This window comes from Ornithinimicrobium sediminis (assembly GCF_021272345.1).
In the GTDB taxonomy this organism is placed as follows: Bacteria; Actinomycetota; Actinomycetes; order Actinomycetales; family Dermatophilaceae; genus Ornithinicoccus; species Ornithinicoccus sediminis_B.
Map to the genome: position 1 here is coordinate 61,723 of NZ_JAJSDQ010000009.1, position 22,808 is coordinate 84,530.

Below are 22,808 nucleotides of genomic sequence, written 5' to 3' on the forward strand. Positions count from 1 at the left end.
GATGTGGGGCGGGATGCGCACCCCCTGGGTCCGTCCCTGCATCACCGCACGCGGGCCGGTCGCTGCGGGTAGGCCCTGACTGACGGCATACCTGCAGGTCACGGCACTGCGACCGCGCAGCGGGAGCGGTGGCGTGGAGCGGGGTGGGGCACGGGGTGGGGGACGGTGGGGCACACCGTGGAGCACGGCGCGGCTGCGACAGTGCCGGCGGGACGCCCGTGCAGTGGAGGTGCCGCCCAGCCGGATGGGGGAAGATCGACCCATGTCCTCCCATGCCGTGCAGGCCGCCGACCTCGACGCCGTCCGCACCGTCGCCGCCGACGTGCACCGCGCGATCGCCACCGTCATCGAGGGCAAGGAGGACGCCCTGGCCACCGCGGTCACCGTGCTGCTGGCCGAGGGGCACCTGCTGCTGGAGGACGTGCCCGGCGTCGGCAAGACGATGCTCGCCAAGGCGATGGCCAAGGCCATCGACTGCCGGGTCAGCCGGGTGCAGTTCACCCCCGACCTGCTGCCCAGCGACATCACCGGCGTGAGCGTGTTCAACCAGGACTCGCGCACCTTCGAGTTCCGCCACGGTGCCGTCTTCGCCAACGTCGTCGTCGGCGACGAGATCAACCGTGCCTCCCCCAAGACCCAGTCGGCCCTGCTGGAGGCGATGGAGGAGCGCCAGGTCACCGTGGACGGCGAGAGCCACCAGCTGCCCCGCCCGTTCCTGGTGATGGCGACCCAGAACCCCATCGAGATGGAAGGCACCTACCCGCTGCCCGAGGCCCAGCGCGACCGCTTCATGGCGCGCATCTCGCTGGGCTACCCCTCCCCCGAGGCCGAGCTGGAGATGCTCACCTCGCACGGCGAGCGCGACCCGCTGGCCGCGCTGCAGCCGGTCACCACCGGGGTGCAGGTGCAGGAGCAGATCGAGGCGATCCGCTCGCTGCACACCTCCCCGGCGCTGCGGCGCTACATCGTCGACCTGGTCACCGCGACCCGCCGGCACCAGCTGCTGCGCCTGGGCGCCTCCCCCCGGGCCGCCCTGCACCTGCTGCGGGCCTCCCGCGCCCACGCCGCGCTGGCCGGGCGCGACCATGTGCTGCCCGAGGACGTGCAGTGGCTCGCCGGCCCCGTGCTCACCCACCGGGTCATCCCCACCGGGGAGGCGCAGCTGGCCCGCACCTCCACCGCCGAGATCGTCGCCGAGGTCGTGCAGCGCACCCCGGTGCCAGCAGCACGATGAACCCCCTGGAGGTCCTGACCCCCCGCGGGCAGACCTTCTTCTGGCTCGGGCTGCTGGTCGTCCTGTCCGGCATGAGCCTGGGCTACCCCGACGTCACCCGCGTCGGGCTGCTCATCGCGGTGCTGCCGGTGTGCGCCCTCGTGCTCACCCGCCGCCGGCCCCCCTCGCTGGCGGTGCGCCGCGTCGTGCAGCCGGTGCGCCTGCAGCCCGACCAGCGGGGCCAGGTGGAGGTGCGCTTCGTCAACGTCGGCACCCGCACCTCGGTGATGTACCTCGCCGAGGAGCACCTCGACCCGCGGCTGGGCGACCGGCCACGCTTCCTGCTGCCGCGGATGGACCCCGGTGAGGAGCGCACCGTGCGCTACCCGGTGCGCAGCCCGCACCGGGGCGCGTTCACGCTGGGCCCCCTCGGCCTGCGCCAGCGCGACCCCTTCGGCCTGACGTATGTCGCGCTGCGTCTCTCCAGCACCGCCGAGGTGCTCGTGCTGCCGACGGTGCACGACCTGGGCGACGACCGGCTGCGCGCCTCGGCCCGCGGCAGCGAGGGTGAGCAGCCGCAGATGGTGGCCCTGCACGGCGAGGACGACGTGAGCATCCGCTCCTACCGCGACGGCGACGAGCTGCGCCGGGTGCACTGGCCGGCGACCGCGCACCGCGGCGAGCTCATGGTGCGCCAGGAGGACCGGCCGGCCCGGCGCCGTGCCGTGCTGCTGCTCGACAGCCGGCGCAGCGCGCACGGCGACACCCCCAGCCCGTCGTTCGAGTACGCCGTGTCCGCCGTCGCCTCGGTGGCCCGCCGGCTGCTCGTCGACGGCTTCGTGGTGCACCTGCTCACCCCGGCCACCGTGCGGGACGGCAGCGCCGCGCACCCGATGGGGCTCGACGAGATGCTGGACACCCTGGCCCGTGCGGTGCCCGAGCCCGACGTGCAGCTCGAGGCCATCGCCGGGGCCGCGCACACCTTCACCTCCGGCGGCGTGCTGGCCGTGGCCGCCGTCGTGGCCCGTGACGCCGACCAGCTGCGGCACCTGGCCGGCATCCGCGAGCCCGGCTCGCGGGCCCTGGCCTTCGTGCTCGACCGCAAGGCCTTCACCGACGGCAAGGTGCACCAGGCGCTGACCCGCTCCCGGGGCAGCGGCATCCTCGCCGACGCCGGGTGGCAGACCGTGCCGTGCACCCCGCAGACACCGGTCCCGCAGGCGTGGGTGCAGCTGCAGTCGCGTGCCTCGGCCGGGAGCCTGTCGTGACCCGGGCCCGGTTCGACCTCGAGCGCGGGCTGTGGCCCGAGGCGCTCGTCGCCGCCCTCGCGAGCCTGTCGGTGGCCTGGCCGCTGACCACGCTGCTGGAGCAGAGCTCCTGGGTCGCGCCGGCGGTCGTGCTGGTGGCCGCGGTCGCGGTGACCGGCGCCGTGCTGCGCTCGGTCGACCTCGGCCCCTCGTGGGTCTCCATCGGCCAGCTGCTCGTGGGCGTCCTCGGCCTCGGCTGGGTCTACCTGCCCGAGACGCTGTGGTGGGGTCTGCCCACGGCCGACTCGGCCCGGGCCGCCGCGGGCCTGCTTGCGGAGGCCGGCTCCGTGCTGCGGACGTATGCGGCCCCGGCCCCGACCACGGTCGCGGTCTCCTTCCTCGTGGTCTCGGTGCTGCTGCTCACCGCCGTGGCCGTGGACACGCTGGCGGTGACCGGCGGGGCACCGGCGGCGGCCGGCGTCCCGCTCACCGCCGCCTTCTTCGTCTCCGTCTCCAACAGCGGCCAGGCCATGTCGCCGTGGTTCTTCCTGGCCACCGCCGCGGCCTGGATGGTGATGATGGCCCAGCAGGGCCGCCGGCTGGTGGACGGCTGGCCCTCACGCGACCGGCGCGAGCTCGTCGGCGGCGACAACGACGTGTCGCTCGGGCGCACCGGGCAGCGCACCGTCGCCCGGGTGCTGGGTGTCCTCGCCCTGGTGGCCGCCGTCGTGGGGGCCGCGCTGCTGCCGCACCTGCCGCCGACCTTCCTCGCCGAAGGTCTGGGCCGTGCCTCCGACGCCAACGACCTCGCCGGTGGCAGCGGTGGCCAGGTGAGCTTCGTGGAGACGATGGACCCCTCGGAGGACCTGCTCAACCAGTCGACCGACCCGGTGCTCACCTACACCTCCAGCGCCTCGACGGTGGAGCCGCTCAAGGTGACCGCGACCGCCGACTACGTCGACGGGGCCTGGCAGCCGCCGCAGCCACGCGAGCAGGACCTGGTGCGGATCGACAGCACCGGCCTCGGCATCCTGCCGGGGCTGTCCGGAGAGGTGTCGGCCACCGCCCAGACCATCCGCGTCTCCCGCAACGTGCTGCAGCCGCCGCACGTCGCCGCACCCACCCCGATGCGCCAGCTCGACACGGGCACGCTGCCGTGGACCTTCGACCGGCGCACCGGGGTGGCGCGGCTGACCGGCGAGACGTCGGTGGACACCTACACCGCGGGCTACTACTCCTACGTCGGGCTCGACGCGATGCCGGAGTCGGTCGGCTCCGAGCAGGTCAGCGAGGTGGAGGGCTACGGCGAGGAGCTGCTGGAGGTGCCGCCGGAGGCGCAGCCCGCGGTGGCTGCGCTGGCCGAGGAGGTCGTCGGGGACGAGACCCGGCCGCTGGACCAGGCCGTGCTCATCCAGAACCACCTGCGCAGCGGGCAGTTCCTCTACTCCCTGGAGCTGGCGCCCAACCAGCCGGACGTGCCGGACGAGCCGATCAGCCAGTTCCTGGCCAACCGGCAGGGCTACTGCGTGCAGTTCGCCACGGCCATGGTGATGATGGCCCGCAGCGAGGGCATCCCGGCCCGGATGGCCGTGGGCTTCCTGCCCGGCACCCTCGACGAGGCGGGCGGCGCGCGCAGCGTCGTCGCCTCGGACGCCCACACCTGGCCCGAGCTCTACCTCTCCGGGCTCGGCTGGACCCGCTTCGAGCCGACCCCCGGCTCGCGCACCGGCACGGCCCCCGGCTTCACCCGCTCCGACGAGCTCAGCGAGGAGGTGCCCACGCCCACCCTCGAGCCGGACGCCCTCCCGGAGCCCGAGCCGCCGGCCGACGCCGCCGACGGCGGGGCCGGTGACAGCCTCGGCGAGACGCTGCTGCGGCTGGCCTGGGTGCTGGGGGCGGTCGCCGTGCTCGCCGCGCTCATGATGCTCGTGCCGCTGGCGGCGAGGTGGCACCGCCGGCGCGAGCTGCGCCGCGCCGAGACCCCGCAGGACGAGGTCGAGGTGCAGTGGCAGCTGCTCACCCGCGCGCTCGCCGACCTCGGGGTGCCGCCGCCCGAGCCGCGCAGCCCCCGGGCGATGCGGGCCCACTACACCGAGCACGCGGTGCTGGACCGTCGCGCCGACGAGGCGCTGGGCCGGGTGACCGCCACCCTGGAGCGGGCGCGCTACGCCCCGGTCACCAGCGGCGCCGGCAGCGGTGCCGACAGTGGCGTTGGACGAGACGTCGGCACGGACCACGCCGCCACCGAGACGGCGACCCGACCCGACACCGTCGAGCGCGACGTCGACACCGTGGTGCAGGCGGTGCGCGACACGGCGCCCGGCACGGTGCGCCTCCGGGCCGCGCTGCTGCCCGGCACCGGGCTGACCGGCATCCGGGAGTGGCTGCGCCGCTCCTGACCCGTCCTCAGCCCGACAGGACCGCCCAGCCGCGGGGACGCAGCCGCACCCGGGCGTCGTCGGTGCCGGCGCCGAGCACGTCGGCGTCCCCCGCCAGCAGCTCGCCCGCCCGGGCGGCCGGCACCTCGACCTCGTCGGTCTCCAGCGACAGCACGACGACCAGCCGCTGACCCTCGGCGCTCACCTCGTAGGCGAGCTGCTCGTTGGTCAGGTGCAGCGTCGTGGTCGAGGCGCCGTGCAGCCAGCGGTGTCGGCGGCGCAGGCCGACGAGCTCCTGGTGCAGCCGGAAGGTCTCCTGCCCGTCGCCGGTCAGGTCGGCCGGGGTGTCGGGGAACTGCGGCCGCACCGCGTCGTCGCCGCCCTCGCGCTCCTCCTTGGTGCCGCGGAAGGCCAGCTCGTCCCCGGCATACACGCTGGGCGTCCCGCCGACGGTGAAGAGCACGACCAGGGCGTGCTCCAGCAGGGCGACGTCCTCCAGGCGGCTGGCGATGCGGGTGACGTCGTGGTTGCCGACGAACGTGTAGGGCACGAACTCCTCGAGGAAGGTGTTGTGCCGGCCCAGCGCCGACTCGAGCTCGAAGAGGTTGGTGTCGTTGAGCGAGCTCCAGATGCCCTTCCACAGCTCGTACTGCGTGACCGCGTCGATGCCCGCCTCGCGCACGAAGCTCGGGTAGTCGCCCTGGATGAGCTCGCCCATGAGGTATGCCGTGGGGTGCCGCTCGCGGACCCGGCGGGCCAGCTCGGCCCAGGTGCGGGTCGGCACGGCGTAGGCCGCGTCCAGCCGCCAGCCGTCGGCGCCCCGGTCGAGCCAGTGCACCATCACCTCGGTGAGGTGGTCGAGCACCTGTGGTGAGCCGGTGTCGAGCGCGACGAGGTGGCGGTGGCCCTCGAAGTCGTCGTAGTCGGGCTCCGTGCCGGGCTGCCACGCGTCGGCACCGCCGGGCCAGCGCAGCCGGAACCATGATGCCGTCTCGGCCTGCGGCCCGTGCTCCAGCACCGCCTGGAACGCCGGGTGCCCGCGCCCGACGTGGTTGAACACCCCGTCGAGCAGGAGCCGCAGCCCGCGCTCCCGGCAGCCGGCGACGAGGGCGTCGAAGTCGTCGTCGTCCCCGAGCCGGGGGTCGATGCGCAGGTGGTCGGTCGTGTCGTAGCCGTGGGTCTGCGAGGCGAAGACCGGGCCCAGCGCGATGCCGGAGAGCCCCAGCTCGACCACGTGGTCCAGCCAGCCGACGAGGTGGCCGAGCCGGTGCGCGACCTCCTGGCCGGGCTCGGGGCTCGCCTCCGCGCCGACGAAGCCCAGCGGGTAGACGTGCCACCAGATCGCGTCCTGCACCCACTCCGGCTCGCTGCTGCGTGTCGTGTCCATGAACCCACCCTCTCGCACCGGGCGGTTGCCACGGCGCAGGTCCCCGACCAGCATGGGGGCATGTCGACCCCGGCCCCGCGCGGCCCGGCACGCCGGGTGCTGCGGGTGCTGGCCGTCCTGACCCTGCTGGGGGTGGTGGTGATGGGGCTGTTCTGGGCGCTGCAACGCTCGCTGGTCTACCTGCCCGACGCCGCCGCGGTGCCGCCCGCGGGCGAGGTGCTCCCCGGCGCCCGCGACGTGACCCTGCAGACCGAGGACGGCCTGGAGCTCGGCGCCTGGCTGGTGCCCGCGGCACCGGAGGGCGACCGCGACCTGGCGGTGCTGGTCGCTCCGGGCAACGGTGGCAACCGCGCCGGCCGGGCGGGCCTGGCACAGCAGCTCAGCGCACGCGGCTTCACGGTGCTGCTGATGGACTACCGCGGCTACGGCGGCAACCCCGGCTCGCCGAGCGAGGACGGGCTGGCGCTCGACGCGCTGGCCGCCGTGGACACGCTGGAGCGCGAAGGCTGGCCGCCGGAGCGCACGATCTACCTCGGGGAGTCCCTCGGCACGGGGGTCGTCGCGGCCCTGCAGGCCCGTCGGCCACCGGCCGGGATGGTGCTGCGCTCGCCCTTCACCGAGCTGGCCGACGTCGGCGCGCACCACTACCCCGCGCTGCCGGTGCGGCTGCTGCTGCGCGACCGCTACCCCGTCGTGGAGCACCTGGCCGCCAGCACGGTGCCGGTGACCGTGGTGCGCGGTGGGCGCGACTCCGTGGTGCCGACGGCGCTGAGCGCGGAGGTGGCCCGCTCGGCGCCGGCCCTGGTCGAGGAGGTCGTGCTCGAGGACGCCGACCACAACGACCCGGTGATGTTCGGGCCCCCGGTGGCCGACGCTGTCGTGCGGCTGGCGGAGCGGGTCAGGCCGCCTGGTTGAGCACCAGCAGGGACTCCTCGTTGACCCGGCTGCGCACCGGCAGGATGAGCAGCAGCCCGAGCAGCAGCACGGCGACGATGCCGAGGATGCCCCAGTACTGCACCGCGTCCTGGGTGGTGGCACCGGTCACCGCCGTGCCCAGCACGATCGCGGTCGCGAACGCCGCCGGCGCCATGAAGCTCACGGCGCGGCCGGTGGTGGCGTAGAGACCGAAGATCTGCCCCTCCTGCCCCGCGGGGATGAGCCGGGCGAGGAAGGTGCGCGAGGCCGACTGGGCCGGGCCGACGAAGATCGCCAGCAGCAGCCCGAGCGTCCAGAAGACCACCGTGCCGCCCTCGTGCAGGACGAAGATGGCGACGCCGGCCACGATCATGCAGACCAGGGAGAAGACGATGACCCGCTTGGGCCCGAGCACGTCGTCGAGCACCCCGAAGCCGATCGTGGCCAGCCCGGCGACGATGTTGGCGGCCACCCCGAAGATGATGACGTCGCCCGCGCTGAAGCCGAACGTGCCGGCCGCGATGACGCCGCCGAAGGTGAAGACACCGGCCAGCCCGTCACGGAAGACGGCCGAGGACAGCAGGAAGTAGACCGTGTTGCGGTCGGCGCGCCACAGGTCGGCGACGGTGCGCAGGAGCTGGCGGTAGGAGGCCCACAGCCCCGGCCGCGACGAGCGTGCCGTGCGGGCGGCCTTGTCGTCGCGGATCGTCAGGAAGAGCGGCAGTGAGAAGACCAGCGTCCAGGCCGCGCAGATGAGCATCGTCACCCGCACGTCCAGGCCGTTGTCGGAGGTGATGCCGAAGATGCCGACCTCGGGGCTGATGAGGCCGAAGTAGACGATGAGCAGCAGCACGATGCCGCCGATGTAGCCCAGCCCCCAGCCGAGCCCGGAGACCCTCCCGATGGTGGCCGGGGTCGAGATCTCGTTGAGCATCGCGTTGTAGTTGACCGAGGCGAACTCGAAGAAGATGTTGCCGGCCGCGAGCAGCAGCAGGCCCACCCACAGCATGTCCGGCTCCGGGGTGACGAAGAACATCCCGACCGCGCAGAGCACCACGAGCAGGGTGTTGACGATCAGCCAGAAGCTGCGCCGCCCGGAGCGGTCGGAGCGCTGGCCCAGCACCGGCGCGAGCAGCGCGATGAGCAGGCCCGCGGTGGCCAGCGCCCAGCCCAGCTTGGCGTCGGCACCGGGGCCGAAGGAGTCGGAGGTGAGGTAGACGGTGAAGACGAAGGTCGTGATGACGGCGTTGAACGCCGCCGACCCCCAGTCCCACAGACCCCAGGCGTAGACCGGCCACCCGAAGCGGCGCGACGGCGCGGGCGGACGTGCAGCGTCGACCGGTGCGGCCGGACCGTCGTTCATGGGGCCGACTCTCCCACACCGGCTACGACAGACGCGGCAGGCGCACGTCCTGCCCTGGCCAGGAAAGGTCGCTGTCCAGCACACTGGAGGACCGAGGTTCACGCGAGGTGGCCCGGCTTGTCCGTGCTCGGACGAGCCCCCCAGCCTGCACTTCTTCGTATCAGGCACCCGCCGGGTCGCTCTGGCAGGACACACGCACATGACCACGAAGGGAAGCCAGCATGGCCTACGACGACGAACTGCGACGAGTCCGGGAAGCCAAGGCACGGTTCGGCAAGGAGCTGCTCGAGAACCCCGACGTCCACGGCATCGGCATCGGCTACCGACGGCGCGACGGCAAGCGGACCGACGAGCTGGCGATTGTCGTGCACGTCCAGACCAAGTCGGCGAAGGACCGGGTGGAGCCCAGCCGCCTGCTGCCCGCCTCCGTCACGTATGTCGACCGCGAGGGGCAGGATGTCAAGGTGCCGGTCGACGTGGTCGAGCGGCCCGTGCCCGTGCCGGAGGTCTCCTGCGGCTCGTGCAGCACCGACCTCGAGGACCGGGTGCGCCCCGTGCCCGGTGGGTTCAGCGGTGGGCCGCCGACCTCGGTGTCGACCGGCGGCACGCTGGGGGGCTGGGTCTGGGACACAGTCACCGACCAGGCGGTGGTCATCTCCAACGACCACGTCTTCGGAGGCACCGCAGGGACCGACATCAGCCAACCGTCGATCTTCGACGGCGGCGCACTCCCGGCGGACCGCATCGCCGATGTCGTCCGCTCCGGCACCCTCGACGTGTCCATCGCCGCCCCCGTCGACCGCGACGTCGCCGCCTACGAGATCGAGTGCGGCGGCCCGGGGGTCTACGAGATCGCCGAGGCGACAGTGGGGATGGTCGTGCAGAAGACCGGCCAGACCACCGGGCTCACCTGCGGCATCGTCGAGCTGATCGACTACGACAGCGGGCACTACGGCTCGAACAACGACCTGTGGATCGACGGTGACGGCAACGACTTCTCCATGGGCGGTGACTCCGGGTCGCTCTACCTGGAGAGGGACCACCCGGACGGGAGCGGCTGGCGCCGCGTCGTCGGCCTGCACTGGGGCGGCGCCGGCGACGACGGTGTGGGCCACCCCATCCGGGAGGTCTTCGACGACATGGACCTGACGACGGTGTGCTCGGGCACCCTGCAGCAGTTCATCGACGCCCTCTTCCGGCGAGACTCGGACCGCGAGGTCGAGGCCCCGTCCATGCTCTCCGCGACCACGTCCCGTCGCCTCGACCTCGACGCATCGCGGATCACGGCCGGCCCGCGTCTGCCGGTGCGGTGGTACCGCCCGCGGCGGGTGCGGTCGTTCGCTCGCGCGGTCGAGGCGCGGATGAGCGAGCTCAAGCGCGGCAAGCAGCTGGTCGACCTGCTTCAGCGCCACCGCGTGCTGGCCGTGAAGGTGCTCAGGGACACGGACGGTCGCCGTGCGACCGCTGCCCTGCTGGAACCCCTGCGCGGGAGTGTGACGACGGACGACGTCCTCGCCCACAAGGTCACGCGCGACGACCTCGCCAACGTCAAGCGTATGGCCGCCGTGCTGGACCGTGTCGGCGGCAAGGACTCCGCCGAGCTGGCGAAGTTCGCGATGTCCCTGACCCGCAAGGCCGAGGGCCGGACCCTGGCCGCGATCCTGCGCTAGCACCCGGCGAACGAGACTCGCACCGTTGTCTGGGGGCGGGTCGGGTGCTACCCAACGGCCAAGGGGTCCACGGTGCGCAAGCACCGCGGACCCCTTGCCCCGTCGTGGACGGCGTCAGGCGGGTCTCAACGCCGCAGCTTGTCCAGCAGTCCGCGGGCGTCACGCTGCTGCTCGCCCTGCTGCGCTGCGAGGACGATGAGCACACCGGTGAGTGCCGGGATGGCCCACTGCAGCGCCTTGAGCTGCTTCTGCGCCGAGGCGAGCTCGGAGTCAGCAGTCCGCGACGGCTCGGTCGCGCCCTCGGCACCTTCCTCCTGCATGCGTGCGACCTTGCCGCCGAGGACCCCGGAGTACAGGGTGACACCGGCCGCGGCGACAGTGAGCCCGAGCTTGACCTTGGTGTTCGCCGCGGTGCCGGCGTCCGCCGCCAGACGCTTCTTGTTGTCGGCGATGAGGCCCAGGCCGCCGATGGTGTGGATGCCCACGGCAGCCACCTGGACCGGCGTCCAGCGTGCCCAGCCCAACGAGGAGAGCCGGGTGCGCTCCTGCGGGTCGCGAGCCTGGCCGGTCGCACCGTTGAGGCCGACCGCTCCCATCAGGGAGCCGCCGAACCACGCGGCCAGCCCCAGGTCGTGCATGGACCGGATCATGGTGCTGTTGCTGCTCATGCTGTCCTCTCCTGTCGGTGGAACCTCCATGTAGAACCTCCATCGTGCGGTCCGACTGCCGCAGCGGCCATCTCAAACGACCACCCCCTCTCTTGGTGATGACGGACACGGAGGCACGACGTCGGCCCCTCCTCGCTGAACGCAGAGCTCCAATCTGTTCCGCAGGAGTCCTGGAGGGGCACACCGTGCACATGGGACGTGAGCCCGCCACCACAGGCCCTCGTGGCCGCACCGCGGGCCCTCGTCGCCCTCGCGGCCACGGTTGGTCGTGCTGGCGGCCTGTGGCACGGATGAGGGCACGTTCGTGGAGAGCGAGGGGACCCGCACCGTGACGGTGACTGAGACCAGGACGGCTGAGCCCATCTCGTCCCGGGAGGCTGTCGACGCGGCACGAGAGGCGGGTGTCATCGGCCCCGACGAGGAGGGCGTGCCCCAACGACTACTTCATCCGCAACGAGAACCCGCTCATCCGCACACTGCCGGTGCTGCCGGACAGTGAGGTGCTGCTGCTCGTGGGGGGATCACCGAAGCTGGAGGCGGGCACCTTGGAGGACGCGGTCGCCGCGGACACGCTGTTCGAGATCCAGGTCACCAACGTGGACGGTGTCAGCACGATCACCGAGGTGCGCGGCTTTTACCTGCCGTGAAACACGGCTGTCAGACGAGGGTGCGCGTGCTGCCATGGAATTCGTCTTGCCGAGTGTGTGGCTGTTCACCGGGCGATATCCCACCCGATCAGTGACAGTGAAAGAGAGGGCACACCCTCTTCCTACCCAAGGACTGATTCCATGACCGCTTCTCATGACCGAACCCACCGCGGTGCGGGCCTGGACGACGAAGGGGCCACATCGCTCGACACGCGTCCTGCACACGACGACCACAGCACCCAGGAGGCCTTCATCGGCACCGAGCGAAGCCGTGCTGGCTCCAACGTGTCCTGGGGGGCTATCTTCGCCGGCGTCGTGACGTTCCTGGCGTTGACGCTGCTGCTCAACATCGCGACGGCAGCCATGGGCCTTCAGGGCACGTCAGGAGCGGCAGCCGGCATCTGGAGCGTCATCGCACTGGCCATCGCGCTGGCCGCAGCCGGCTACGTCGCCGGCGCTCTGGCGGCACGAGCCGGTCTGCTGCACGGCTTCCTCGCCTGGGCCACCTCGATGCTGGCGGTCCTCGTGCTCGCCGGGTGGCTCGGCTCCAGCCTGCTGGGTGCCGTAGGCAACATCGCCGGCACTGCTGCCCAGACTGCGGCTGAGACCACCACCACGACCGGCCAGGACGTGGAGGACGCAGCCGGTGAGGTTGAGGACACCGTCTCCCAGGGAGACCTCGACGAGGTGCAGCAGGAGGTCGAGGCTGCCACCGACGACATCGCCGGAGGCGCCTGGTGGGCCTTCGCAGGTGCGCTGATCGGCGCGCTGATCGCTGCCTTCGCCGGCGCCGCCGGTGCGCGCAGCGTCATCAACCGGGACGAGGAGGTCGCGGTCGAGCGCCGTCGGCCCACCCGCCGTTGAGCCGTCACTGCCTCGCGAGGGCCCCGGTCGTCCCACGACGATGCGGGGCCCTCGCCCGTGGTGCAGGCGAGGCCGGGAAGCGTGCCGCGGCGCGAGGCGCAGGTTGTCCGCCGCGGTGACCAGCTGCAGGTGGAGCTCGGTGAAGGGCCCTGTATCAGCGCCGCGTGGTAGCACGAGCAGGTGGTTTCCGAGGACCTGGCTCGGTTGCTGGCTGTCAACGCAGCGCTGGTGGTGGCGGCCGCGCAGCGGATCGAGAACCTGACGATCGCGGTCGACGGACACACCACCATCGGCAAGGCACTGGGAATCATCATGGTGCAGTTCGACCTGGACGACGAGCTGGCCTTCGCCGTCCTGCGTCGTCTGTCCCGGGACGGGAACCCGCAAGCTGTTCGACATCGCTCAGAGTTTCGTCGAGACCCGTGGTCTGTCCCACTCTGCACAGCAGCAGCCGGCGCACTAGCACCCGCAGGGACCGCGCCGGTCCGCCCCATCCGGCCGTTGCGCGCTCCAGGCGACCAGAGCGTCGGGCGAGGTCACAACGCCACAAGGGGTGTGCGACAAAGCAAAACTGTCACCCTGTTGTTTGCGCTCAGGGCATCCGTCATTGTCAGTCCGGGCCGCTTATCCGGCACTCCCGGCGCGGTTGACCAACCTTTGTGGGTCAATATGCTGGACGGAAGGGCACAGCACGACTGACAAGGACGCCGTACGAGTCAGGAGGATGCAATGCGCCGCATCTGCGCCAAGATTGCAGCAGTCGCCTTGACCACTTTCGGGTTGACCGCCCTTCCCGCCGGTTCGGCCTCTGCTCACACGTTCAGTTATTCGATCGAGACGAGCGGTGCTGTGAGCAGCGATGTCGGGACATTCGCGGCGATTACGCGCAGCAACCTGACGGATGGCCGAGGGTGGATCCTGGACGGGGGCATCTCCTACACACAGGTGAGCTCCGACGCCGACCCTGACATGCGGATCGTGCTCGCGACGCCGGCCGCGGTGGATGCGGCTGCGCCCGGGTGCAGCGCCACGTGGAGCTGCCGAGTGGGTGACCGAGTCCTGATCAACGAGGAGCGTTGGAACACCGCGACCGCGTCCTGGACCGGAGACCTGCACAGCTACCGGCACTACGTCATCAACCACGAGGTAGGACACTGGCTGGGCCTCGGACACTGGGGGTGCCCGGGATCGGGCGCGGCCGCCCCGGTGATGCAGCAGCAGTCCATCAGCCTGGACGGGTGCGAGGCCACCACCTGGCCGCTGTGGTCGGAGAAGCGCGCCGTGGCGGAGGTCCAGGGTGTCAGCTCCTTCCTCAGCCTCCTGGAGTGGGGTGACCGGGGCCCTGCCGTCGCCGAGTGGCAGGCACAGCTCAACCAGGTGCGCAGCGACGACATCGCCGTCGACGGTGTCTTCGGGCCTATCACGGAGCAGGCCACCATCGACTTCCAGCGCTCGCAGGGGATTCTCGTCGACGGAGTCGTCGGCCCACAGACTCGTTCTGCGATGCGCGGCGCCCTGCAGTGAGGTAGATCATGGCGTGGCCAGCAGCTGGCTGCCCCGCTCGGCACCCTTCTTGCTGTCGGCCTGTGCCTTGGTGAAGAGCTCGACCAGCTCGTCGTCGCCCTGGCGCTCGGCGCGGGACCGGTCCGGTTGCCGACCCGGTGTGTCCGGGACAGGGTGGGGGCGGCAGGTGACCCGCATACCCTCACAGGGAGTTTCATGACCACCCGGCGGATTCGGCCAGCAGGTCACGAGCCCGAGCCCGCCACGTCTCTGACCCGTGACCTTGCCGACTCCATCCTGCTCGTCCCCCGCCTCCTCGGCTCGCTGTCGCGGGCGACGCCCGGCGTCATGGAAGAGCTGCCGGGCACCATGCGCGAGGTCCGACGGCTGGCATCCGGCCTGGCGCGACTCACCGAACCCGGTGGTGCACTGACGCGGGCCCTGAAGTCCGCGGGATCGCCGGAGGCGTGGCGGGAGGGTCGTCCGGTGGGGCCTACTGACCGCTCGAACGCCCCAGCCCCTCCGCCCGCTCCAGATCAGGAGCGCAGGGACGGTGAAGGGACCATGCCTGCCCGGATGCACAGCGTGACCGAGGACCAGCCGCTGGTCGAGGCGGCCAGGCTGATGCGTGACCACGGCGTCGGTGCCCTTCCGGTGCTCTCACCCCGTGGTGAGCTCATCGGCATACTCACCGCACACGACCTCGTCGTGGAGGCTGCGGCCGACGGCATGGACCTGGCCACGACCACCGTCGGCACGGTCGCCCAGGGCCTTGCGTCTCCGAGTGAGGGCATCGACCGCCTCGTCCAGGCAATCGAGGGCGAACTGCCGGGCACGGTCAGCGCGTCAGACCTCCCGCGGCGCTCCGTCTCCTAAGACAGGGTGTTCAACCCCGGGTAGGCGCGCACGAGGTGCCGGAACCCCAGAGCGGTTCTACGATCCTGGCACCGGACAGCAGTGGAAGGTGGGGCCCGGCATGCATCGTCGCACGAGGCTGGGCCTCACCCTCTGGCTCAGCGCTGTCGTCGGAGTCACCGGGTGTGGTGAGGACCAGCGGACCACGACCACGTCCACTGGCACAGGCACGTCGGCGAAGACAGCCACACCGACCGGGACGGACGTCCGCTCCCCCGTGGCCGAGGGCACCTACTCCGGCACGTTCACCGTGCTGGAGGACAGCACCCAGGCACCCGACGGTGAGGACGCGGGGAGTGTGGTCGGGGCCGACTTCGAGGCAGAAGTAACCTTGCGGGGTGACTGCGACGACTCGGACCAGTGCACGGTCCAGCACGACTCGGTCTTGCTGCACTACCCCGAGGAGGTGGAGCCGACCTGGACGATGGAGCGAGCGGAGGACCGATGGACTGCGACCTCCGAGGGGTCCTACGAAGAAGACTGCGTCGACGAGGCCGGCAACGTCTACGGGACGTTCCACAGCGACGTCAGCTACGAGCTCACGATGGAGAAGTCCGAGGAGGTCGACGGTCGACTCGTCTGGACGACCATGACGTTCACCTTCGTCGAGGACACCGACAGCCCAGACACGGAACAGGGATGCTACGCCTCGAGATACGTGGTCGAGGGGGCACTGTCCAGGACCAGCTGAAGTCCTTGGGCCACTGCGCGGCTCAGCCCGTGCCCGTCCCGGCCACGTCCAGGACGGCCTCGATCACGACCTCCGGTTCGTCGTAGTAGATGAAGTGCCTGCTGTCCTGGCCACGACCAGACGGGCGTCGGTGGACCGGGTGAGGTGGTCCTCCTGAAGCTCCTGCCCGCGCGGTAGGCCTTCTCGGGGGTGATGCCGGGCTGGCTCGAAGCCGGCGCCCGACCCGTCCGCCCAGTTCCACGAGATCGTCTGTACCTCGAACGTGCCGGGCAGCTCAGCGGCGATCACCTCGTGCGGGAACCGCGTCGCCGGCTGCCCCACCAGCTCTGCCGCCCCTCCCATCGCGCCGGCAAGCACGGCGTTCGACCTGCCGACCGGTGCCGCAGGCCACGACCTGCATCCTGGACCGATCGGTGCTCCGGGCGTACGGTGACATGACCCCGTGATCCAGCGGGGTCGAACGGGAGCACCGATGCAAGGACCACTGAGCGACTTCTCCCTCGTCGACGCCATCGCAGGACGACGCTCGCGACGTTTCGGCCTCGGTATGGAGATGCCCTCGGGTCCTCTGGCCTACCGGTCTCGGGCGGAGCCGATGCCGTTGTCGGAGCTCGAACGCACGATCCTCGTGGCGGCCGCGACCGGCGTCACCGGGTGGAGCTTCGGGGTGCCGTACGGACCGGACCGGCCGCACGAGCATGCCCACTACACGCAGAGGTTCACCGGTCGCACGGCGCCGACCGCAGCGGGGATCGGCACACCGACGCTGTTCGCCACCGACGACTCCGGGACGTACTTCACCAACACCCGTGACGCCCTGCCCGACCTGCCTCTGGAGGGCGACGACAGCCGCGAGGCCCTCGACGCCATGGTCCGGACCGTCCGCACGCACACAGAACGGCTGTCCGAGCGACGCCTCGACCTCCCCCAGGCGCCCCCGCACATGCTGGAACCGAACCTGTGGATGGCCAACACACCAGGCTCGACCCTCTTCATGCCCGTGGCCGACGCCAGCGAGCAGGTGCTCGGGTTCATGGCCATGGCGCTGGCGAACGGCAACATGCTCATCGACGACGTCGCAGGTCGTCCCGCCGGTGACCTGGCGCCCTTCGTCCGCAGCGGCCTCCTGGAGGAGGACAAGCGCATCCCGCTGACCGTTCTGCAGCAGATGGCCTACGAGGCCAACGTCGCCGAGCTGGCCTTCGTCGGCCACAACATGGTGCTCATGATGCAGGCCATGGGGCTGGGCGGCCTGTACCTCAGCGGCCTCAACCGCTGGAGCGTCCTCGGAGCCTTCGGGGACAGCGGCATCCGGGGGCTCGGGTTCCGGTTCGTCACAGACCCACGGTGGGTCCTCCCCAACCCCGTCGGGCTCGACGGCCACATCGAGGGCCTGTGCCCGCCGTACGTGACGGACATGCGCCAGGCCGTAGCCGTCTTCACCGAGCGCAAGTTCGGGCCCCGCGGCGCCTACGACCCCAGCACCCCGGGCGCCTGGGGCGACACCGAGGCGGTCAAGCGCGGCGTCACCCCATACTCAGAGGAGTTCATGGACTGCCTGGGCGAGGTCGCCCAGTACGTCTACGACACCTACGGGAAGTTCCCCAACACGTTCACGACCATGGTCCTGACCGGCTACGTGCAGGCTGTGCACCTCGACACCGACTTCTACGACACCCACTACCGGCCCGGCGCCTACCTCTCCACGCACGCGCACCACATGGAGCGCTGGCACGCCGACGACCCGCGGTGAGCGAGGGCGCACCAGGACACCGGCGGGCGGTGGCTCAGTCCAGGTAGTCGCGCAGCACCTGCGAGCGGGACGGGTGTCGCAGCTTCGACATGGTCTTGGACTCTATCTGCCGGATCCGCTCGCGGGTGACGCCGTAGACCTTGCCGATCTCGTCCAGCGTCTTGGGCTGGCCGTCGGAGAGCCCGAAGCGCATCGAGACCACGCCGGCCTCGCGCTCGGACAGGGTGTCCAGCACCGAGTGCAGCTGCTCCTGGAGCAGGGTGAAGGACACGGCGTCCGCCGGGACAACGGCCTCGGAGTCCTCGATCAGGTCACCGAACTCGCTGTCGCCGTCCTCACCGAGGGGAGTGTGCAGCGAGATCGGCTCACGACCGTACTTCTGGACCTCGACGACCTTCTCCGGCGTCATGTCCAGCTCGGCCGCCAACTCCTCCGGGCTGGGCTCGCGGCCCAGGTCCTGCAGCATCTGGCGCTGGACGCGGGCCAGCTTGTTGATGACCTCGACCATGTGGACGGGAATGCGGATGGTGCGAGCCTGGTCGGCCATGGCCCGGGTGATGGCCTGGCGGATCCACCAGGTGGCGTAGGTCGAGAACTTGTAGCCCTTGGTGTAGTCGAACTTCTCGACCGCGCGGATCAGACCCAGGTTGCCCTCCTGGATCAGGTCCAGGAACAGCATCCCGCGACCGGTGTAGCGCTTGGCGAGCGAGACCACGAGGCGCAGGTTGGCCTCGAGCAGGTGGTTCTTGGCGTTCTTGCCGTCCTGGGAGATCCACCACAGCTCGCGCTTGAGCTTGGCGTCGATCTTGTCACCGGAGTTGAGCCGCTCCTCGGCGAACAGGCCGGCCTCGATGCGCTTGGCGAGCTCGACCTCCTGCTCGGCGTTGAGCAGAGCGACCTTGCCGATCTGCTTCAGGTAGTCCTTGACCGGGTCGGCGGTGGCTCCGGCGGTCACGACCTGCTGGGCAGGCGCGTCGTCGTCGTCGGCCGAGGACAGCACGAAGCTGTCGTCCTCACCCTCGGGCTTGGCCTCGGTCTGTGCGGGCTTCTTGGCCCCGACCGTCAGCGCCTCCTTGGCCTCGGCGAGCGCGTCTGGGTCGACCTCGAGGTCCTCGTCGGGGCCCTCCTCGCCGTCGGCGCCCTCGCCGGCGGGGGCAGCAGCAGCCGCCGCCTCGGCCTTCTTGGCTGCCGCGGTCTTGCGGGTCGTGGTCTTCTTCGCCGCGGTCTTCTTCGTGCCTGCGGCCGTCTCGGCGGCCTGACGTGTCGTGCCGTCCGTGCTTGCCGCGGCCTTCTTGGCAGGAGCCTTCTTGGCGGGAGTGCGCTTGGTGGCCGTCTTCTTCGCCGTCGTGCCCGTCGTGGCGGACGCGTCCGCTGCCTCGTCGGCCGGCGCCTCCTCGGGAGCCGCCTTCGCCGAGGTCGTGGTCTTGGCGGTGGCGGTCCTGCGTGCCGCCGACGTCCGAGCCGTGGCCTTCTTCGCTGCCGGCGCCTCCTCGGTGTCGGCCGCATCCCCCTCGGCCTGCGGCGCGTCCTTCTGGGCGGGGGCCTTCGGGGCGGGTGCGCGCTTGGCCGTGGTCTTGCGCGGTCGCTTGGTGCTCGGCAGCGCGGAGGTCTCGTCCTCACGCACCTCGATCGCCCTGTCGTGGAAGGTGCGCAGCACCTTGGTCTGCCCCTTCTTGGGCAGCTCGGCCTTCTCCAGCGCCTCGCGCACCTCGGCCAGCATCAGGAAACCGCGGTCCTTGCCCTGGGCGTAGAGCTCCATCAAGGCCGGGTCGGCGAACTCCTTCGGCAGGTCGGCCCCCGAGGAGGACGAGTCGGTCGTGGCCGTTGTGGATGACACGGGTGGCACCAACTACTTTCTGCGGCAGGGCTGCACTGACGCGGGTGTCGAGGACGGCGGGCTCACGTCGCGGGTGCACGGGGCACCCGAGAGCGGGGATGAGGGGTCTTGACCTGGGACCGGTCTCACTCACCGATCGGCTTCCGCCACCATTATAAAACCCTGAGAGGGCATGCTCTGTTCCCCCGGGACTGCCCGGAGCAAACCTTAGTGCTCTGACCTGCGGAGACAGCCCCCAGCAGGGTTCAGTCGCCGTCGACCGGAGCCTTGACCGCCAGCACCGGGCAGGACGCGTCGAGCAGGATGCGCTGCGCGTTGGACCCCAGGATCAGCTTGCCGACCGGGGTGCGTCGGCGCAGGCCGATCACGATGAAGTCGGCGTCGCTCTCCTCCGCCGCGGCGATGAGGTCCTCGCTCGGGTCGTTGCCGCGGACCAGCGTGCGCACCTCGTGCGCCACACCCTGCTCGTCCAGCGACTTCTCCAGCGTCTCGAGCAGCTCGTCGAACCGTCGCGCCTCGTCCCCGTCGAACTCGCGCCCCCCGCGGTGGGAGTTCACCACGATGAGCTTGCGCCCGCGCAGTCGTGCCTCCTCCGCGGCCCGGCTCAGGGCGGCTCGCCCTTCCTTGGTCGGCACGTATCCCACGACGATGGACATCGATACTCCCTCTCGGACGGCTTCAGCGCAGACGGCTTGAGGCTACACCGGCGCCGCGGTTGTGCGACCCTCAGGCGGCGGGAGGGCACCCGGGTGCGTCCCCCGCACCGGCACGGGCCCCCGGACGACCGCGCGGAGGGCGCACCGCGTGCTGCAGCGCGCCGTCGAGCAGACGTGCCAGGGAGTAGTCCGGGTCGACCGCCAGGGCACGCTCGACAGCGACGTTGGCCAGCGTGCCCTCTCCCCTGCACCAGGCCAGGTAGCCGCACACGCTGAGCAACGGCGGCGCCACCACGGCGGGCACCACGGAGGTCAGCATGGCCACCCGCCGGCAGGCATGGTCGTCGACCTCCTCCGGCACGGGCAGCGTCCGCCGGGCCAGACCCCCACACTCCGGCGGCAGGTCGCTGAGCCGCAGCAGCCCGGGCGCCAGCACGGCCAGGACCGCGTCGCGGATGAGCACGTCGTGCAGGAGCAGCGCCAGGTCGACGACCCTGGCCGGCGACAGCTCCGGCATACCGCTGCCCTGCTCACGCAGCACCTCCCCCAGCAGGGACAGGGCCGACTCGGCGTCACACGGGACGGCCTCGGCGTCGCAGCGCAGACGCAGGTCCTCCTCGGCGGCCGCGGCGACGAGCGGGCGGAACGCCCGGAACGCGTCGCAGAGCGACTGCCGGTCCGGCAGCGGGCTGCGGCCCTGCAGCACGAAGTCGGCCACGACCGGCACGTCCTCCGCGGCCGGCAGCTCACGCCAGTGGGGCTGGGAGCCGTCCGGCTCGTCCAGGGACAGCCAGCGCCCCCCGCGCACCCGGGCCGCGCGGTCGACCACGGCACCCTCCCGCTGAGCGAGCGCCTCCGCGGCGCGCAGCAGCTCGGTGGCGTCGTCGTCGCCCTCCTCGAAGGCGATGAGCAGCACCACGTCGGGCCGCGCCTGCCGCAGCGCGACGGCGAGCGCGTCGGTCACGCTCTCGCGCTCCGGTGCGAGGTCGACGCGTGCCGTGAGCGTCACGAACCCCGAGCCCGGCCGCCCTGGCCGCTGCTCGAGACAGACCATCACCAGCGAGTGCTGTGGCTGGTAGCCGAGCTGGTAGGGCAGGGCCACGATGCTCTCGGCCGTGCCTCGGACAGTGCTGTATGCGGTGCCGCTGCGGGCTCCCCCTGTGGTCGTCATGACCCCACCCTGGCGGGACCGCGTAGCCCGCGGAGCCGCCCGGAAGCTATCTGTGGATAACCTCGGGCTCAGGCCTGCGTGAGCTCCGGCACCTCGTCACGCTGTGGAAACTCGGCGCGCGCGTGGTCGGCCAGGCGCCCCATCAGGTAGCCGTCCAGACCCGCGCCGATGACGCCACCGGCCAGGGGCACCGCACGGCCGAGCCGCCCGAGGAAGCGTGCGCCCATCTGGCTGACCAGGCGGAAGCCCACGCCCTTGCTGATCACGGCACGGGCCGCGTTCGGCACCCGGTCCAGGGCGATCTGGGCCATCTTCCCGCCGGGGACGCCGGCCTTGCGCAGGATCTCGTTGGGGTCGGCACCCACCAGGGTCAGCGAGATCGCGGTGCGGGTGGCCGGGTCGTCCACGTCGTAGCCGCGCACGGTCATCAGCCCAGCCACCATGCGCCCGGCCAGCACGTAGAAGCCGACGACGTTGGCAGGCAGGGCGACGGGCATCGTGACGATGCCGCCGACGCCGGTGACGAAGCCACCACCGGCGGCGAGGCGCACGTGGTCGGAGCAGATCTCGTCGATCACCTTCTCCGGGTCGGTGTGCTTCGCGCGGGCCCTCTCGACGACCTCGGCGACCGGGTCGAGCGGCCCGACCCCGTTGATGCCGTAGCCCACCATCCGGGCGACCACCCCGAGGGCGACCCGGTTGCCCCACGAACCGTCGTCGTGCTCCTTCGCGTCCTCGCGGGACGCGACCTCCTGAGCGTCATCGTCCTGCTTGTCCTTCGACCCGAAGATGCCCACGTCGCCCTCCTGACGTCGCCTGTGGTGGCCGGACGGCCGCCCTCATCCTGCCATCGCGTGGCGGGCGGCGCAGAACGGCAGTGCGCTAGATTCCCGCCATGGGCTACCAGCAGCCGGCCACGGCGGCCGCGCGTCCCCGCAGCGGCACCGCGACGGCCCTCGGCATCCTCGCCGTCGTCCTCGGTCTGCTCGGCCTGGTGCTCGTGGTGCTCGGGGCCGTCGGGCTGGCGAACGTCGCCACGCCGAACATGCAGGGCTTCAACCCGGGCCAGTCGGTGCGCGTGGGCGAGAGCGGCATGTCGGTCTACGCCCGCAGCGACGCCGCCCGCGAGCAGACCGTCTGCACGGCCGAGGGACGCTCGGGCCAGGTGGTCTTCGAGCGGCCCGTCAGCGCGTATGCCGTGGACGTGGCCGGGGCCGACTTCTTCGAGGTGGCCCGCAGCCCGCAGGACCTGTCCGCGGGCACCTACCAGGTGACCTGCCAGGGCACGGACGAGCCGGTCTACGCCGGGCCCTCCGCACCGACCACCACGGCGTCAGGCGTGACGGGGCCGCTCGGCCTCGGTGCGGGTGCCGTGCTGCTGGCCCTCGCCTTGGCCCTGGGCCTCGCTGCGTTGCTGCTGCGCCGTCGCGCCTCCGCCGCGCAGCCTTCGACGGCATACCGGCTCGGCGCCGACGACCAGACCGCCTACACCCCCGGCTACCCGGGGCCGGGCTACCCGCCCGGTGGCGGGCAGCCGCAGGACTACCCCTACGGTCCGCCTGCCGGCGGGCAGCCGCCCTACCGCGGGCAGGACCCCTACGCCGCACCGGCCGGGCCCCCGCCTCCCCCGTCGGGCAGCCCCTACCGCTCCGTGCCTCCGGTGGCCGAGCCCACCCAGCCCGTGCCCTACGGCCAGGGTGCGTGGGCCGACCCACCCCCTCGGCCTTCGGAGCAGCAGGACGAGGACGACGTGACCGAGCCACAGCGGCCTGCGGCACCCGCGAGCGACGACGACGCGTCCGCAGAGGGCGACGGCGACGCGCAGGACCGGCCCGCCTCAGGTCTCGGTTACGGCTCGGACGAGGGGGACGAGCCGTCCTCCGGCCTGGGCTACGGCCCGACGTGGACGCCGCCGGGGCCGCCGCGCTGA

General features: G+C 71.8%; 21 protein-coding genes. 13 read left to right on the forward strand and 8 right to left on the reverse strand.

Translation table 11 applies throughout. From position 1 onward, the window contains the following. Positions 1-262 precede the first annotated feature (262 nt). Genes LVO85_RS15325 through LVO85_RS15335 form a run of 3 tightly spaced genes read left to right on the forward strand, consistent with a single transcriptional unit; the run spans position 263 to position 4,859 of the window. Positions 263-1,234, forward strand: a complete 972-nt coding sequence (locus tag LVO85_RS15325) for an AAA family ATPase (protein WP_232748368.1) — start codon at positions 263-265, stop codon at positions 1,232-1,234. Further along, positions 1,231-2,481 carry a DUF58 domain-containing protein gene (locus LVO85_RS15330; protein WP_232748369.1) on the forward strand — a complete coding sequence of 417 codons (1,251 nt, stop codon included), beginning with the start codon at positions 1,231-1,233 and terminating at the stop codon, positions 2,479-2,481. Before LVO85_RS15325 ends, LVO85_RS15330 begins: the two co-directional genes overlap by 4 nt. Further along, complete coding sequence (locus tag LVO85_RS15335) at positions 2,478-4,859, forward strand: transglutaminase family protein (RefSeq protein ID WP_232748370.1); 2,382 nt, start codon at positions 2,478-2,480, stop codon at positions 4,857-4,859. Before LVO85_RS15330 ends, LVO85_RS15335 begins: the two co-directional genes overlap by 4 nt. Before the next feature lie 7 nt (positions 4,860-4,866). On the opposite strand, the gene LVO85_RS15340 is transcribed toward LVO85_RS15335, so the two are convergent. Next, complete coding sequence (locus tag LVO85_RS15340; protein ID WP_232748371.1) at positions 4,867-6,225, reverse strand: alpha-amylase family protein; 1,359 nt, start codon at positions 6,223-6,225, stop codon at positions 4,867-4,869. Positions 6,226-6,285: 60 nt separating this feature from the next. Here LVO85_RS15340 and LVO85_RS15345 point away from each other — a divergent pair, with 60 nt between their 5' ends. Then, entirely contained in the window at positions 6,286-7,140 is an 855-nt protein-coding gene (locus LVO85_RS15345) for an alpha/beta hydrolase (protein ID WP_232748372.1), read from the forward strand. Here LVO85_RS15345 and LVO85_RS15350 read toward each other — a convergent pair. Continuing rightward, the gene (locus LVO85_RS15350; RefSeq protein ID WP_232748373.1) at positions 7,124-8,503 is read right to left on the reverse strand and encodes an MFS transporter; all 1,380 of its coding nucleotides are present in this window, start codon (positions 8,501-8,503) and stop codon (positions 7,124-7,126) included. The genes LVO85_RS15345 and LVO85_RS15350 overlap by 17 nt on opposite strands. A 221-nt stretch (positions 8,504-8,724) precedes the next feature. On the opposite strand from LVO85_RS15350, the gene LVO85_RS15355 reads away from it, so the two are divergent. Further along, on the forward strand, positions 8,725-10,173 hold the full coding sequence (locus tag LVO85_RS15355; RefSeq protein ID WP_232748374.1) for a S1 family peptidase: 1,449 nt from the start codon (positions 8,725-8,727) through the stop codon (positions 10,171-10,173). 125 nt (positions 10,174-10,298) lie between these two features. Here the strand turns inward: LVO85_RS15355 and LVO85_RS15360 are convergent, their stop codons facing one another. Then, positions 10,299-10,841 (reverse strand): hypothetical protein, encoded by a 543-nt coding sequence (locus tag LVO85_RS15360; RefSeq protein ID WP_232748375.1) that lies wholly within the window; start codon positions 10,839-10,841, stop codon positions 10,299-10,301. Between the two features lie 401 nt (positions 10,842-11,242). Here LVO85_RS15360 and LVO85_RS15365 point away from each other — a divergent pair, with 401 nt between their 5' ends. The 4 genes from LVO85_RS15365 to LVO85_RS15380 all read left to right on the forward strand — a co-directional run bounded on the left by LVO85_RS15365 (position 11,243) and on the right by LVO85_RS15380 (position 13,876). After that, positions 11,243-11,488, forward strand: coding sequence for a hypothetical protein (locus LVO85_RS15365; RefSeq protein ID WP_232748376.1), 246 nt, complete (start codon positions 11,243-11,245; stop codon positions 11,486-11,488). Positions 11,489-11,629: 141 nt separating this feature from the next. Then, a complete protein-coding gene (locus tag LVO85_RS15370; RefSeq protein WP_232748377.1) occupies positions 11,630-12,352 on the forward strand; it encodes a hypothetical protein in 723 nt (240 codons plus the stop codon). Positions 12,353-12,532: 180 nt separating this feature from the next. Beyond that, the gene (locus LVO85_RS15375; protein WP_232748378.1) at positions 12,533-13,051 is read left to right on the forward strand and encodes an ANTAR domain-containing protein; all 519 of its coding nucleotides are present in this window, start codon (positions 12,533-12,535) and stop codon (positions 13,049-13,051) included. 30 nt (positions 13,052-13,081) lie between these two features. After that, the gene (locus tag LVO85_RS15380; RefSeq protein WP_232748379.1) at positions 13,082-13,876 is read left to right on the forward strand and encodes a DUF3152 domain-containing protein; all 795 of its coding nucleotides are present in this window, start codon (positions 13,082-13,084) and stop codon (positions 13,874-13,876) included. A gap of 6 nt (positions 13,877-13,882) precedes the next feature. Here LVO85_RS15380 and LVO85_RS15385 read toward each other — a convergent pair whose 3' ends face one another. After that, on the reverse strand, positions 13,883-14,053 hold the full coding sequence (locus LVO85_RS15385; RefSeq protein WP_232748380.1) for a hypothetical protein: 171 nt from the start codon (positions 14,051-14,053) through the stop codon (positions 13,883-13,885). 366 nt (positions 14,054-14,419) lie between these two features. Here LVO85_RS15385 and LVO85_RS15390 point away from each other — a divergent pair, with 366 nt between their 5' ends. From LVO85_RS15390 to LVO85_RS15400, 3 genes are all read left to right on the forward strand, one after another. Beyond that, on the forward strand, positions 14,420-14,731 hold the full coding sequence (locus LVO85_RS15390; RefSeq protein WP_232748381.1) for a CBS domain-containing protein: 312 nt from the start codon (positions 14,420-14,422) through the stop codon (positions 14,729-14,731). 100 nt (positions 14,732-14,831) lie between these two features. Further along, on the forward strand, positions 14,832-15,461 hold the full coding sequence (locus LVO85_RS15395; protein ID WP_232748382.1) for a hypothetical protein: 630 nt from the start codon (positions 14,832-14,834) through the stop codon (positions 15,459-15,461). Between the two features lie 472 nt (positions 15,462-15,933). After that, positions 15,934-17,214 carry a hypothetical protein gene (locus LVO85_RS15400; RefSeq protein WP_232748383.1) on the forward strand — a complete coding sequence of 427 codons (1,281 nt, stop codon included), beginning with the start codon at positions 15,934-15,936 and terminating at the stop codon, positions 17,212-17,214. A gap of 34 nt (positions 17,215-17,248) precedes the next feature. On the opposite strand, the gene LVO85_RS15405 is transcribed toward LVO85_RS15400, so the two are convergent. The 4 genes from LVO85_RS15405 to LVO85_RS15420 form a co-directional block, all read right to left on the reverse strand. Beyond that, a complete protein-coding gene (locus LVO85_RS15405; RefSeq protein ID WP_232748395.1) occupies positions 17,249-18,973 on the reverse strand; it encodes an RNA polymerase sigma factor in 1,725 nt (574 codons plus the stop codon). Between the two features lie 323 nt (positions 18,974-19,296). Then, positions 19,297-19,707, reverse strand: a complete 411-nt coding sequence (locus LVO85_RS15410) for a universal stress protein (protein WP_232748384.1) — start codon at positions 19,705-19,707, stop codon at positions 19,297-19,299. Positions 19,708-19,777: 70 nt separating this feature from the next. Beyond that, positions 19,778-20,878, reverse strand: coding sequence for a DUF4192 domain-containing protein (locus tag LVO85_RS15415; RefSeq protein WP_232748385.1), 1,101 nt, complete (start codon positions 20,876-20,878; stop codon positions 19,778-19,780). 68 nt (positions 20,879-20,946) lie between these two features. Continuing rightward, on the reverse strand, positions 20,947-21,675 hold the full coding sequence (locus LVO85_RS15420; RefSeq protein WP_232748386.1) for an EcsC family protein: 729 nt from the start codon (positions 21,673-21,675) through the stop codon (positions 20,947-20,949). Between the two features lie 98 nt (positions 21,676-21,773). Here LVO85_RS15420 and LVO85_RS15425 point away from each other — a divergent pair, with 98 nt between their 5' ends. Beyond that, a complete protein-coding gene (locus tag LVO85_RS15425; RefSeq protein ID WP_232748387.1) occupies positions 21,774-22,808 on the forward strand; it encodes a hypothetical protein in 1,035 nt (344 codons plus the stop codon).